A 14,953-nucleotide genomic window follows, 5' to 3' on the forward strand; every position below is an offset into this window, starting at 1 on the left:
AAATCATAGAGCTATGAGTGAAAAGAGCAAAATCAATCGTGCAGCCCGTCAAGCCAAGCAAGAACGGCAGGCCAAGAAAGTGATTCATTGGATTTTTGGCGTATTGGTAATTCTTGCAGTTGTATTTATGATCTGTTTTATGCTGACGTAAATGAGCGGATGGGAGATAGAGCGAAAGTTCTTGGTGCGTAAGGGCGATGCATATAAACATGCTGCCTTTTCGAGCAGTCATATCCGTCAGGGCTATATAGCTGCCGATGGTGCCACGGTTAGAGTGCGCACGCGTGACGATAAGGCCTATCTGACGATTAAGGGAAAATCCGTAAACGGCGGTATAACGCGTTACGAATTCGAAAAAGAAATTACGCCCGAAGAAGCCTTACACTTATTGGAATTATGTAAAGGAGGCGTCATCGACAAGCGACGTTATTTGGTGAAAAGCGGCGAACATGTATTCGAAGTCGATGAGTTTTACGGCGACAACGAGGGACTTGTCATAGCGGAAGTAGAATTAGAGCGTGAGGATGAGTCTTACGAAAAGCCCGATTTCATCGGTAGAGAAGTCACCGGCGACCGACGTTTTTATAATTCTCACCTGCTTTGTTATCCTTTCAATCTTTGGAAAGGTACCTTACCGGAAGAATATCGGTAAGGAAAAACTGCGATTTCGATATCATTTGGTTCTTGTTTAGTACTATAACTGCGTATTTAGTTGTGGTATGTATATAAAATAGAATTATTTTTTATATTTTTGCACCCGATATTCTATTGATATATTATCATGCAAACAGAAAGAGGAAGCTTCGGTACTAAGCTCGGTATCATACTTGCCACGGCGGGTTCGGCAGTAGGTTTAGGCAACGTATGGCGCTTTCCTTACATGACAGGACAGAATGGCGGCGCCGTTTTCATACTCTTATATATAGGCTGCGTGTTGCTTTTGGGCATTCCGTGCATGGTGTCCGAGTTTATTATCGGGCGCCACGGAGCCTCGAACACGGCACGTGCTTACGCTAAATTAGCCAATGGTACGCCGTGGAAATGGGTGGGCTACATGGGTGTGCTTACCGGTTTTCTCATTACAGGCTATTATGCCGTGGTTGCCGGTTGGTGTCTGCAATATATTTATGCTTCGGTAATGGGCGAGCTGAAAGGCAATCCTGATTTCATTACACATTATTTCCAAAGTTTTTCAGAGAACCCTTTACGTCCGATATTTTGGACTGTAGCGATGTTGCTGCTTACTCATTATGTTATTATTCATGGTGTGCGCGGCGGCATAGAGCGGGCTTCGAAGCTGCTGATGCCTACGCTTTTCGTACTTTTATTGGTCATTGTAGTTGCTTCGTGCCTGCTCCCGGAGGCAGAAAAAGGTATCTCTTTCTTGTTTAAACCGCAGTTTTCCAAGGTCGACAGTAATGTGTTCCTCGGTGCACTGGGGCAATCGTTCTATTCGCTCAGCATTGGCATGGGCTGTATATGTACTTATGCTTCTTATTACAGCCGGCAGACGAATTTGCTGAAGTCGGCTGTTCAGGTTGCTGTCATCGATACCTTGGTGGCCATTCTTGCCGGTCTGATGATATTCCCTGCTGCGTTTTCCGTGGGTATAAATCCGGATAGCGGGCCTTCTCTTATCTTTATCACACTGCCCAACGTATTCAATCAGGCGTTTGCAGGTATGCCTGCCGTTGGTTGGGTGGTTGCCTTGATGTTTTACTCCTTGCTTTCGTTGGCGGCGCTTACCTCTTTGATATCGCTACACGAGGTAAGTACGGCGTTTTTTTATGAGGAATTCCACATCACAAGGAAGAAAGGAGCCCTCTTGGTTACTGTGTTTACCTGCATTATAGGTATTTTTTGTTCCCTTTCTCTCGGCAAACTGAACTGCTTGCAGATAGGAGGAAAACCGCTGTTCGAACTGTTCGATTTTGTTACGGGGCAGATATTCCTTCCCGTCGGCGGACTGCTGACTTGCATATTCCTTGGGTGGTTCGTGCCTAAACAGGTGGTAAAAGACGAGTTCACCAATTGGCAAACGCTTCGAAGCACACTGTTCGGCGTTTATTTGTTTGCCGTGCGCTTTATCTGCCCCATTGCCATTTCGGCGATATTCCTGCATCAGTTCGGGGTTATCTGAGCAGTGTTGCAGGAACAGATGTGTTTGCCATACCGGTTAGATGCTGTCTGCTATCTTCTTATACCTTAATTATATATAGCCATGTTCCTAAAAGAATTTTTCTATTTTACCAAGTCCGACCGTAAAGTTATTCTATTCTTATTGGTATCGGTAACAGTAGTTTCCGGCTTATTCTTTTATGTCGGAGGCGATAAGCGTACCACCGAACTCACTCGTGAAGACAGTCTGACGGTGGCACATCTCCCTCTGTCTTCGGGAGAATATGAGCATGATCACATTACCTATCGTATCGATGGCGGACAGAAGGCAGAACTGTTCTCTTTCGATCCCAATACAGCCGACAGTACGGCACTGCTCAAGCTGGGATTAAGACCGTGGCAGGTACGCAATATTTATAAATATCGTGCGGCAGGTGGGGTGTATCGTCGCCCTACAGACTTTGCCCGTCTTTACGGTCTTACGCAAAAACAGTACAAAGCCATGGAGCCTTATATCCATATCGGTGCCGATTATCTGCCTGCTGCATTGCTTGCAGCCAAAGAACGGATACCGGAACGCGATACCATACAGTATCCCGTAAAGCTGAAAGCCAATGAAAAATTGCCGTTGAACACGGCAGATACCGCTGCTCTTCGCAAGGTTCCGGGCATAGGAAGATACTATGCACGCGAGATAGCATGGTATCGCGACCGGCTCGGAGGCTTCTATCGTGTGGATCAACTGAAAGAGATAGAGGGCTTTCCCGAAGAGGCGTTGGCTTATTTTACAGTGTCTGGCGGTGCTATCCGTAAGCTGAATGTGAACAAACTTACGCTTAATCAATTGAAACGTCACCCGTATATCAGTTTTTATCAGGCCAAAGCAATCGCCGATTACCGCCGTTTGAAGGGCCCGCTTACGAGTCTTAACGATCTTAAACTGCTCAAAGATTTCACACAGACAGACATCGAACGCCTATCGCACTATGTGGAGTATTGAGGAAAAGCGTAATTTTACAGTCTTTCTGTGCGGGGAGAAAATGGTTTGTCGATAAACGGTAATTTTGTAAGTAGGGTGATATAGGATAGACAGGTGTGCCATTTAACCGTGTTAGATAAATCATTTACAGCGGTTAAACAGACGGTTTAAGAAAAATACTTGTAATATGCTTGTGGCCGATAGGTTATAAATATCGTGCCGTCGACGTACTCCTATCTTCTTCGAGGCGGGGTTATGAATAGAGTTGTTTGTTTAAATTCTCCTTTTGCCCGATGCTTACAGCAGTTCCGGAAGCTGCGAAAGATGAAGACCGTTGCTGCCTTTAATCAGTATGTAGCAGCCTTTAGGCTTGTTGGTTTGTAGGGCTGTTTTCACTTCTTCTATGTTGTGGAACTTTCGGAAGCCAGACTTCGTGTTGTAAAACTCTTCGCCTACGAGCCATACATTGTCGAAATCGGCAGTTTTCAGCTCGTCTGCAATGCGCTGATGTTCCTCTTTACTTGCGTTACCCAGTTCGCGCATGTCGCCCAAAATGGCTACCTTCGGCGAAACATGCATGGCTTTGAAGTTCTCGATGGCGGCATGCATGCTTGTCGGATTGGCATTGTAGGCGTCTACAATCAGTTTGTTGTCGTTTGTAACGGTCAGTTGCGAACGGTTGTTGCTCGGGGTGTATTTGCTTAAAGCCTCATCTATGTCTGCTTCTGATATTCCGAAATGCAGTCCTATACAGGCCGCTGCGAGCATGTTGTCGATATTGTAAGCGCCGATCATACGGGTATGCACCTCGTTCCAATGGCCGGCCTGTGTGTTGTACCAACGGAAGTCGAGGAACGGGGAACAGCCGGTTACCTCGCCTTTTACTGACAGTTCGCAGTCGTCTCTCTTACCATATTTAATTAAAGTAAGCCCTTGCGAGATGTTCATCAGGTAAGGATTGTCGGCATTGATGAAGACCTTATTACTGCCTTGTTTGGCACGTAAATAGTCGTAAAGTTCTCCTTTAGTACGGATAACTCCCTCGAATGAGCCGAATCCCTGCAAGTGTGCCTTGCCCACATTGGTAATGATACCGTAATCAGGTTCTACGATTTCTACCAATGTCTTGATATCCCCCCTGTGACTGGCACCCATTTCAATGACGGCAATCTGATGTTTTTCTGACAGTCGGAACAACGTCTTTGGCACGCCCACATCGTTGTTAAAGTTGCCATCTGTATGGAGTACGTTGTATTTTTTGCCAAGTACGGCCGATACAAGTTCCTTTGTCGTGGTCTTCCCGTTGGTTCCGGTGATGCCGATAATGGGGATGTGGAAGCGTCGCCTGTGTTCTCGTGCAAGTTGCTGATATGTTTTTAGGCAGTTATCTACTAAAATATAGCGGCTGTCATCGGGCTTTTGGTACTTCTGCTCATCCACAATAGCATATGCACACCCCTTTTCTAATGCCGTTTCGGCAAATTTGTTGCCGTCGAAATTCTCACCTCTCAGTGCGATAAATATGGAGTCTTTGGGACATATACGCGAGTCTGTTGTTATTTGGGGATGCTTCAGATAGAGTTCGTACAACTTGGAAATTTCCATCATTCAGTCTTTTTGTTTTGGTTAAAATATTGACTTATGTGTGCAAAAGTAATCATTTTCCGGATAAATGAATTGAATTTATTTTCTTTTTATACTATAAATTAAATAATGTTGCATCTTTTTTAAAGAAACCAAAATATATGTCTTGAGAAGAAAGAATTTAAGTCTTGATAACATAAGCGTAAATCTTATTTTTATTGCATATTTTTATCAAAAATGATACTTATTGCGGAAAAATAATATTAAATTAGAAGATTTTTATACTATTTCTTGCATTTTTGATAAATAATACTTATCTTTGAACCCGTTAAATTTTATGATTTTAAGTGAAAATATTAAGAGAGAGATTTTATGGTAAGGAAATTAACAATGCTTTTTGTCTGCCTCTTTACGTATTTCGGAGCGGTAATGGCGCAAACACAAGTTACAGGTACCGTTGTATCTCAAGAGGATGGAGCGCCCGTTGTAGGGGCTTCAGTTCAAATTGTCGGTACGAAGACCGGTACGGCAACGAATGTCGACGGACGTTTTTCACTCCTTGTTCCGCAAGGAGCCACTAAACTTCGCATTTCTTATTTGGGCATGGTGCCCAAAGAGGTGGCCGTGGCACCAAATCTGAAAGTTGTTCTTAAGCCGGATAATCAGTCGCTGAATGAAGTCGTTGTTACGGCTTTAGGCATCAAACGTTCCGAGAAAGCCATCGGTTATTCGGCCACAACGGTGTCGAGTGATAAGCTTACAGCGGTGCGATCTGCAGATGTTGTCAGCAGTATATCCGGTCAGGTAGCCGGCGTACAGGTAAATGCAGCGGCGGGAGATCCGGGTGCTTCTCAGTCTATAGTAGTGCGTGGTTTCACATCTTTATCGGGTTCTAACCAGCCATTGTTCGTGGTTGATGGCGTTCCTATGGACAACCGATCCGTTACAAGTACGGATGGACTTAACACAGGATACGATTTCGGTAATGGTGCCAGTGCCGTCAATCCCGACGATGTGGCAAGTATGACTATTTTGAAAGGTGCTGCCGCGACAGCTCTTTATGGTAGTCGTGCCGCCAATGGAGTTGTTATGATTACGACTAAGAGCGGACGAGGACACGAAAAGGGGCTTGGTATTGAGTATAACGGTGGTGTACAATGGTCTGTGGTCGGTCGTCTTCCGGAGATGCAGAATGATTTCGGTATGGGTTGGAATGCGGAAAAGACCGAGATAGAGAACGGTTCATGGGGCCCAGCTTTCGATGGATCGCAGCAATTGTATGGACAAATCTATAATAATTCGCAGAAGTTAAAGTCGTATAGGGCTATTAAAAATAATGTACGCGATTTCTTTGATACCGGTGTGCGTTATAACAACAGCCTTTCGCTCAATAATGCAAATGAGATGGGCGAGTATTTTCTCTCTTTATCTCAGACGAGTGAAGACGGCATTCTCCCTACGAATGCAGACATTTATGATAAGTACACGTTTTCTTTCCGTGGTACTCGTAAGGTGAAGGATCTTACTTTCGGAGCTTCGGTCAACTATTCTTCGCAGAATAACAAGTTCTCTACCACCGGTCAGGGATTGAGTATGATTAACGATATTTACCAGTTGCCGCGCGATATCAGTATTGTGGAATTGGCCGATCTGGACGATCCGTTTAATCAACCCGGGTATTATTTCACTCCTTATGGCGTGACTAATCCTTATTATGTATTGAAGAATTATCAGTCTACTTATAAAGCTGAGAAGATTTTCGGTAAGTTCCAATTAGATTACGAATTCCTGAAATACTTCAAAGCTACCTATCGTATCGGTCTTGATGCTACCAACAGCGAGCGTCATTATGCCACCCCGAATATGAAAGTTCTATTCTCTGGAACTCCTAATGATGTGTTGGGAGTGTTCAATAAGGCTACAGGCGAGGTGAATGAAACGATTGCCCGTCGCCGCGAGATTAACCAAGATTTTATGGTAAACTATAATCAGAACATTACAAAAGATATCAATCTCACGGCTTTGATAGGTCTTAATTATTCGGAACGCAAGTATCATCACCTCTATTCACAGGTAACTAATCTCACGATACCTACTTGGTATAACCTCAGTAATTCGGCAGATACGCCGACTACAAATACCTATTCAACCCGTCAGCGTAGCTATGGACTTTACGGAGAAGTCGATTTTGCGTGGAAAGATATGGTATTTATTACCGGTATGGCGCGTAACGATTGGTCTTCTACATTACCTAAAGCCAACCGATCTTTCTTCTATCCGGGCGTTACAGGCAGCTGGTTATTCTCTCAACTGTTCGATGAAAGTACGAAATCTTGGTTCAGTTTCGGAAAAGTTCGTTTGGCATGGGGCCAGACAGGTAATGATGCAGACGTCTATATGGTAGATCCTTATTACTCTTTAGCAACGGCCAATGCCACCGGATGGGGCGAAGTAAAGTTCCCGTTGAATGGAGTTAATGCGTATTCTGTAGGCAATGTCTTGGGAAGTAACACCTTGCAACCGGAGATAACCACCGAGTTCGAAGTCGGTTTAAATATCGCCTTCTTGAATAATCGTATTAATCTTGATGTGGATTACTATAATCGTAATTCCGATAAACAGATATTCCAATTGGCTTCCGATCCCGCAACAGGGTACACATATCAGAATATGAACTTAGGTAAGATACGTAACCAAGGCATCGAGGCACTGCTGACTGTTAAGCCTATTGTTACGAAAGATTTCGATTGGACGACAAGTTTTAACTTTACAAAAAACAAAAGTAAGGTAATCAGTCTGCCCGAAAGCCTTGGCGGTAAGTCCTCTATAGAAGGAATTAGTGGTGGAGCCAGTTTGTATGCAATTACCGGAATGGAGCTTGGGCAGTTCCTTGCACAGGTGTCAGAACGCGATCCAGAAGGGCATATCGTGGTGGATGCGAATACCGGATTGCCTGTTGCGAAGTCGTCGCAGGAGGTTATAGGTTCTATGAATAATAAGTACACCTTAGGTATTTCTACGAATCTTCGTTATAAGAATGTATCGTTCGGTTTCGTGTTCGATATCCGTCAGGGCGGTTTGATGTACTCTCGTACGAAGAGTATCAACTACTTCGTGGGCAATGCGATACAGACTACGTACAATCAACGCCACACTTTCATCGTGCCGAACTCGGTAAATGCGTCGACAGATGCCAGCGGGAATGTGACCTATGTGGAGAATACGACGCCGATATCACAAGCTGATATGGATGATTATTGGAATGCCGGTGGCGATCAGATGAACAGTGCATGGCTGATCAGCAAATCATTTGTCAAACTTCGCAATGTGTCTTTGTCATGGGATATTCCCAAAAGTTGGCTTGCAAACACATTCCTTACCAGTGTAAGGTTGTCGCTGTTCGGTTCAAATCTCCTTTGCTGGACACCATCGGATAATACGTTTATCGATCCTGAAACCAGTTCTTTCGGTAACGATATTAAGGGTAATTTCGGCGAATTCTCTGCAAATCCGTCTTCAAGGAAATTCGGTTTCAATGTTCAGGTTAAATTTTAATTAACGTTATTTCGGATATATGAAAAAGATATTATTATATGCGATGGCTGTCGTAATGACGGTATTCACCAGTTGTAGTTTGGATATAAATGATGATCCGAACCATCCTTTGTCGGCAACACCTGCGTTAGTCATGCCATCGGCACAGAATGCGATTGCAACTGTTATCGGTGATGGCATGTATAATCCTGCCGGTTTCTTTGTACAATATTATGACCAAATGCCGGAATCCGAGCAATATAAAGATTTAGTTCGTTATATGTTCACGCAGTCTTCGGCTGTTCTTGACCGCAGTTATGCCATGTTATATGCCGTAGCATTAGAGGATTTGGAAGATATATTGAAGTCGAATGCCACTACAGGTGCCGATAAATTTATGGCAACCACGTTGCGTGCTTTGTGTTTTCAGCTTGCTGTAGATAATTGGGACCAGACTCCGTACACGGAAGCCCTAAAGGGTAATGGAAATACAGCGCCAAAATGGGATGGCGGACAAGGCGTTTATGAGGGTATACTCAATGAGATGGATTCGGTAGAAAGCCTGATAACCGACGAAACCATTACATGTACCGACATGATTGCGGCCAAGAACCTTGCCCAGTGGAAGGGTTTTGCCAACGCATTGCGCCTTCGGATGTACTTACGTTTTATAGATGCCGGTATTAATGCTTCCGAATATACTGCCAAGGCTAAGGCTTTAGTAGCGCAGAATGAGTTTTTTACGGGTGATTTCAAGTTCGATAACTATAAAGATGAGGCCGACCGTCGCAATCCTTGGTACTCTACAAACAAGGTAAATCTCAATACAACCAACCATTGTGCCGGCTATGCCATCGTTAGCTATCTTACTAAGACCGGCGATACCCAGCGTTTGGCTTACGGATTTGCCAAGGCTACCGCTTCCGGATCGTATGCCGGTGCGCTTCCTGCTACCAAATATGCGTTCAATGACATTAAAAATAAGGATGTCAGTGAGTTGAACTATTATGCCACGAAGCCCGTTTATTTCTTTACGCAAGCCGAACTTCAGTTTCTTATTGCCGAGGTGCAGCTACGTTTCAACAGCAATGATGCGGCGGCAAAGCAGGCTTATGAGGACGCTATAAAGGCCGATTTCGAGGCCAGAGGGTTAACAGGAGCCTCCGATTTGTATAATGGAACAGTGGCATGGTCTACTGCCAGTACCGTTACCGACAAGCTCAATCTGATATATATGCAGAAATGGGCGGCATTGTTCTACATGGATCACATGGAAGCATGGAGCGAACAGCGCCGTACGGACGTACCGAAAGTTTCTACAGCTACGGCAGCCGAGATTAAAACAGATCCCTCTGTTTATACCGCAGGCGAACTTATTTCGCCCGCAGTCAATGCCCTTGGCGCAGGTGTTTTGGTAAAACGTATGTATTTCCCCTACAATGCATCGCAGTACAATCCCAATACTCCGGCAGCAATATCGGCCGATAAGCCAGTATGGTGGGATGTGAAGTAACGAACATAATAACAAGATAGCAATATGAAAAAGATATTATATAGCGTGCTTGCAGCCTTGGTGCTGCTTTCTGTAGGTGCGTGTGGCGACGATGAATATACCGACTCCCGTATCACCAACTATGTAACGATAAACCTGAAAGGAGGAAGTGTCTATACCGTATCTGTGGGAAGCAGCTACACTGATCCCGGTTTTACGGCTTTAGAAGGTACGACGGATGTTACTGATAAAGTGAAAGTGGAGGGCGAGGTAGATGCTACGAAGGTCGGAGTTTATCCGGTTACCTATTCTGCAGCAAATACAGACGGCTTCAGCAAGTCGGTAACACGTACGGTAATTGTGTATAATTCCGCCATTACTACCGATCTTTCGGGCACTTATGTGTTACAAGAAGGCTCATATCGTCTGCGTAGGGGCACACAAACTCCATATAGCGGTTACAAGATAGAGATAAGTAAAGCCGCCGATGGTGTATTCCATATCAGCGATTTCCTTGGCGGATACTACGATCAGCGATCGGGATATGGTGCGGCATACGCCCTTACCGGCTATTTCAGTCTGAATGCCGATAACTCGCTTACGGCGCTTTCGAGTTTCTTAAGCGGCTGGGGCGACTCGCTCGACGACGGCTTCAGTGGAACCTATACTCCGCAAACAGGCGTTATATCTTACATGGCTCCTTATGCCGGAATGGAATTTCATGTAATACTTAAAAAATAGATAAATCATGAACAAGAAATATTTAATGACGTTTTTCGCAGCTTTTGTATTCTCTCTTTGTATTGTTAGTTGCGATAATTCCGATACTGATCCGGGAGCAACTCAACTTGTCGACATGGCCGGACAGTGGGATGTGGCGGCCTATTCCATAGATGCAAGCGGAACAGTGTTGACAAAAGAGGCCGATACCTTTACTTTAATTACCTATAATACGGCTGCCAATAATACCACGGAGATGTGGATAAACGACAAAGGGAACTTTTGGAACTTTAAAATGAAGGTCAATGTAGACCTGCAGAACATGGCTTTTTCCTGCGTAGACACTGATTATAACGCCTCTGATAATTCGGATGCTACTGCCGTTATTACGAACGGAAAGGTCTTAAAAGGAGCTGCGACCAATCTGCATGGAGCTCCCAACGACAGCATCGTGTTCGAAGTGAAGTTCAGCGACGATACTTCAAACAAGACATACCGCATAGCCGGACAGCGTTATACGGGCTTCTTGCGCTGATAAACGTTGTGAACACAGGTGGATAAAACTCTGATAATCCTGCATTTTGTAAATATATAAAATCAAGACATCAGTTATTTATTTTAAATCTCTCTCGTCTGAAGGGTGTTTGCGTGTGAATGCCGTCACCCTTTTTTGGCGAGAGGATTTCTTTTTATAGTCCTGATTGCTTTGCCGATATGCCGCCTTTTTGTGTGGTATGTCGGCATTTTTTCATTACAGAACATTTCTTTTTCTTGGCATAGGTATAATGTCTATGCACGATATCTTGTGTGTGTAACACCGACAGATGTACCATGTATGAGTATCGGATAGACGACCTGTTGCTGACCGGTGCAGCGGGTATCTTTTACGTAAGATAAACCTCGCGCAGGCGAGTGCAACCTGTTTTTAGGTTATTTAATCCGAAAGACCGGCATATACTGTTTTTTTTTCGTATCTTTGCCTATCGAAGAAACGCGGAAAAGTGATATGACGAACTACACGATTAATGTGCGCGGCCGGCTTATAAGTTTTGAAAAGCCGTTGGTGATGGGTATTCTGAACGTAACGCCCGACTCGTTTTATGCGGGTAGTCGCAAGCAGACGGAGCGGGAGATTGCCGACAGAGCGAACCAAATTATTGCCGATGGCGGTGCTATGATCGATGTGGGAGCCTTTTCCACACGCCCGGGAGCGGTCGAAGTTTCCGAGACCGAGGAAAGCGAAAGGTTGTGCGAGGCGCTTCGTATCGTACGTAGGGAGCAACCCGATGCCGTAATTTCCGTAGACACTTACCGCCCATGTGTGGCACGCCGGTGCGTAGAAGAGTGGGGAGCCGATATCATCAACGATGTTTCGGAGGGTGGCTTGACGGGTATTGTGAATACTCCGATCCACGAAGATGGTAATATGTTCGAAACTGTAGCCCGCTTGCAGGTGCCTTATATCTTGATGTCGGTGAAGCCAACACTCGAAACAATGATGATATCCTTTGCGGATGAAGTTCAAAGATTACGCGATTTAGGTGTTAAGGATATCATTCTTGATCCCGGATTCGGTTTCGGCAAAACGCTCGAACAGAATTACCGATTGCTTCGGCAGATAGACCGACTGCAGATATTCGGGTTGCCCGTGCTTGTTGGGATATCGCGCAAAAGCATGATTTATAAACTTCTTGGCGGCGATCCTGCAACGTCTCTTAACGGTACATCCGTGCTTAATGCCATATCTTTGATGAAAGGGGCCGGCATTTTGCGCGTACACGATGTGAAAGAAGCTGTAGAATCGGTGAATTTGTATTATAAAATGTCGACGGCAGATATGTAGGCCGGCAGCACTGCCTCTAAAACTTTACAACGATTAAAAATAGAACGATATGCCTTTTGATTTTGGAATAAAAGATGTTATCGATATTTTTCTTGTAGCTTTAATGCTCTATTACATCTATCGTCTGATGAAAGAGAGCCGCTCGCTCAACGTCTTTATCGGTATTATGGTATTCGTATTGGTGTGGCTCTTCGTAAGTCAGATACTCGAAATGCGCCTTTTAGGATCGATAATGGATAAACTTGTGAGCGTTGGAGTAATCGGACTCATCATTCTCTTCCAAGAAGAAATACGGAAGTTTCTCTATCAACTGGGCGCACATCAACGTTTTAAGGCGTTAACTCGGTTCTTTTCTTCCGAAACAAAGGAGGAATTAGAGGACAAGGAGACCATTATGCCCATCGTAATGGCCTGTATGAGCATGGCAAAGAATAAGGTTGGGGCGCTTATAGTGATAGAACGTGGCGCTCCGCTCGAGGATATTGTCGACACAGGCGACCTGATTGACGCCAAAATAAACCAGCGCCTCATCGAGAATATATTCTTTAAAAACTCACCGCTTCACGATGGTGCCATAATTATAGCCAAAAAACGTATCGAGGCGGCGGGATGTATTCTGCCCGTATCTCATAATCTCGATATTCCTAAAGAACTCGGTTTGCGGCATCGTGCAGCCATGGGAATATCGCAAAGTTCTGATGCTATCGCTATCGTGGTGTCTGAAGAGACCGGACGCATCAGCGTTGCAATTAAGGGAGAGTTCCGTTTACGCCTGTCGGCCGAGGAACTTGAGAGCATTCTTACTAAGGAGATGTATGCTTAGTTGAGCATCAGGTTCATTTCGGCATGCTCGTCTTTGAAGATGAAAGATGCCAATTGGCGGATATCCATCTTCGTGGCAAGTTCGTCGGGCTCATCGGTTTTCGTTACTTTACCTTCTGCCAATCGGTAATAGGCATTGTTCATCGGGATGTCGTCATCATCTTGTATGCGGATAGAACATGCCGCCTGCGGGTGCTGCAGAGCATAAAGAGCCAATGCTTTCTCGGCATTTATCACTCTGATCATGGCTTCTATGGACATTGTGGCGGGCTTGTAATCGGCACCGGCGATGCGGATATCTTCTTGAACCGTCTGCCATTGCTCTTCTGTATGGAGAAGTATGCAGTCTTTTTGGCGTTGCCATCGGTCGTATTGGGCAAACGGCATGCCTTTAACGTCGTCGATAGGCGGCGTACATGTAATCTCTTGCGCATATCCGCACTTGCCGTACCAGTCGTAGAGCCATTTCTCAGCAGGGATGAGCGAGGCAAATACCACGCCTTTATGGAAAATGTCGAAGTGCATTTGGTGCATCAGACTGTTACCGACATCCTGTTTTCTGTGTGCTGGTTCTACACTTACGCCGCTTATATAGGCTGTCTTTACCTCGTGCCCGTGGTAAAGCAGCGTGTAAGGCAGTGTTTGCAGGGCCGCCACCACACGGCCTTCTATCTGACAAGTGGTGTTGTATTCGCTTTTGAATACCCGTTCGAAGTACATATCCATAAACTCTTCCGAGTCGTTGAATACCGTCTTCCACAGTTGTTTTGTCTCTTTCTTTATCCTTTGCTGGTCTTCGAACTGTGCCAAAGGATATTTCTCGGTGACGTTGTTCTTCTCTAAAAGAATGTCGGGTTTGTAGGATAGCTTGGCATAACGCAATCCCTCTTCGCCCATATCCTCCTCTCTGTTGATGTAAAAATACTGCTCCGGCAGGTGTTTAACAAACTCTTGATTGATGATGGCAAAGGCTCCTTCGTAGGTTGTGTCGGCCTTTTCTACGCATACATCGAAAGTTGATTGGTTAATGGGGCACCCGAAAGTGAAAGCAATCAATTGTCCTTCCACCCATATTGTGCCTCCCGTCAGGTCTAATCTGTCCCATCTGTGGAAAGCGCGTGTCATCGATCGCAGCTCCGAGTCTATGCTCTGATCGAAACTCCTGTTGTCTTGAGCCTTGTTGCGCCATTGCTGTTCGAGCCTTATACATTCCGGAATCATCTCTTGAGTAAGGGCTCTATATTCGTAATTAGGGTATAATGTCTTGAATTTATTGATATGGTTGCGCTTACTTTGCAGCTTCTTACCCGATAAATTCGTCAGTTTATCGCGGGTATATATATAGTCTGCATAATCTCTGTCGGGCTTTATCTCGAAGGTATCGGGGAATGCATCTTCGATAAGGTCTGTCATATAGTTGCATACACCCATCATCAGGAACGGATGCCCCATGGCAATAGAGTCGTTGCGTATGGCTTTGATAACGTTTACAGAGCATTCGTCGCAGGGCACAACCCTAAGTGTGCCGTCTTCGGCCCGTGTGGGTTTCGGTATTGGCATCATGTAGGCAAGATGATGACCGGTATAAAAGCGGAAGACAAGATAATTGTCTACGATGGCAAACTGGGTACTGTAGAGGAATTTCCAGCTGATGAGATTTGCGAAAGAAAGGTCGCAATTTTGCCTTTCGCCGTACAAAGTATAACTTTGTATGGTATCTTTATCCGCCGTAGATAGGTCTTTAAACTTTATCATATAGTATGTATAACCTTGATAGATGGGCAAAATTATAAATTTTTATCGGATAAACAATTACGATGTCGATTTAATTTGTTACTTTTGCAAGGTACGAATTACAATT

12 protein-coding genes are annotated in these 14,953 nt (G+C 44.8%); 10 read left to right on the top strand and 2 right to left on the bottom strand.

Annotation, left to right across the window (positions count from 1 at the left end; genetic code table 11):
• Window positions 1–13: 13 nt before the first annotated feature.
• The 4 genes from BN3912_RS12285 (at window position 14) to BN3912_RS02070 (ending at window position 3,118) form a co-directional block, all read left to right on the top strand.
• Window positions 14–151 carry a hypothetical protein gene (locus tag BN3912_RS12285; RefSeq protein WP_004369378.1) on the top strand — a complete coding sequence of 46 codons (138 nt, stop codon included), beginning with the start codon at window positions 14–16 and terminating at the stop codon, window positions 149–151.
• The gene (locus tag BN3912_RS02060; protein WP_023984332.1) at window positions 152–652 is read left to right on the top strand and encodes a CYTH domain-containing protein; all 501 of its coding nucleotides are present in this window, start codon (window positions 152–154) and stop codon (window positions 650–652) included.
• Window positions 653–781: 129 nt separating this feature from the next.
• Window positions 782–2,140: a sodium-dependent transporter gene (locus BN3912_RS02065; protein ID WP_023984333.1), complete on the top strand. Its 1,359-nt coding sequence runs from the start codon at window positions 782–784 to the stop codon at window positions 2,138–2,140.
• Between the two features lie 81 nt (window positions 2,141–2,221).
• Window positions 2,222–3,118, top strand: a complete 897-nt coding sequence (locus tag BN3912_RS02070; RefSeq protein WP_023984334.1) for a ComEA family DNA-binding protein — start codon at window positions 2,222–2,224, stop codon at window positions 3,116–3,118.
• A 276-nt stretch (window positions 3,119–3,394) separates the two neighbouring features.
• Here the strand turns inward: BN3912_RS02070 and BN3912_RS02075 are convergent, their stop codons facing one another.
• Entirely contained in the window at window positions 3,395–4,702 is a 1,308-nt protein-coding gene (locus tag BN3912_RS02075; protein ID WP_036859436.1) for a UDP-N-acetylmuramoyl-tripeptide--D-alanyl-D-alanine ligase, read from the bottom strand.
• 351 nt (window positions 4,703–5,053) lie between these two features.
• Here BN3912_RS02075 and BN3912_RS02080 point away from each other — a divergent pair, with 351 nt between their 5' ends.
• The 6 genes from BN3912_RS02080 (at window position 5,054) to cdaA (ending at window position 13,093) form a co-directional block, all read left to right on the top strand.
• A complete protein-coding gene (locus BN3912_RS02080; protein WP_023984336.1) occupies window positions 5,054–8,236 on the top strand; it encodes a SusC/RagA family TonB-linked outer membrane protein in 3,183 nt (1,060 codons plus the stop codon).
• 19 nt (window positions 8,237–8,255) lie between these two features.
• The gene (locus tag BN3912_RS02085; RefSeq protein WP_023984337.1) at window positions 8,256–9,728 is read left to right on the top strand and encodes a SusD/RagB family nutrient-binding outer membrane lipoprotein; all 1,473 of its coding nucleotides are present in this window, start codon (window positions 8,256–8,258) and stop codon (window positions 9,726–9,728) included.
• Window positions 9,729–9,752: 24 nt separating this feature from the next.
• Window positions 9,753–10,448, top strand: coding sequence for a BT_2262 family domain-containing protein (locus BN3912_RS02090; protein ID WP_023984338.1), 696 nt, complete (start codon window positions 9,753–9,755; stop codon window positions 10,446–10,448).
• Between the two features lie 7 nt (window positions 10,449–10,455).
• Window positions 10,456–10,962 (top strand): lipid-binding protein, encoded by a 507-nt coding sequence (locus BN3912_RS02095; RefSeq protein WP_023984339.1) that lies wholly within the window; start codon window positions 10,456–10,458, stop codon window positions 10,960–10,962.
• Between the two features lie 471 nt (window positions 10,963–11,433).
• Entirely contained in the window at window positions 11,434–12,270 is an 837-nt protein-coding gene (gene folP, locus BN3912_RS02100) for a dihydropteroate synthase (protein WP_023984340.1), read from the top strand.
• Window positions 12,271–12,319: 49 nt separating this feature from the next.
• Complete coding sequence (gene cdaA, locus BN3912_RS02105) at window positions 12,320–13,093, top strand: diadenylate cyclase CdaA (protein WP_004369389.1); 774 nt, start codon at window positions 12,320–12,322, stop codon at window positions 13,091–13,093.
• On the opposite strand, the gene BN3912_RS02110 is transcribed toward cdaA, so the two are convergent.
• Window positions 13,090–14,847 (bottom strand): GNAT family N-acetyltransferase, encoded by a 1,758-nt coding sequence (locus BN3912_RS02110; RefSeq protein ID WP_036859443.1) that lies wholly within the window; start codon window positions 14,845–14,847, stop codon window positions 13,090–13,092. The genes cdaA and BN3912_RS02110 overlap by 4 nt on opposite strands.
• Window positions 14,848–14,953: the final 106 nt, after the last annotated feature.

It is taken from the genome of Prevotella phocaeensis (genome assembly GCF_900065875.1).
Taxonomy (GTDB): Bacteria; Bacteroidota; Bacteroidia; order Bacteroidales; family Bacteroidaceae; genus Prevotella; species Prevotella phocaeensis.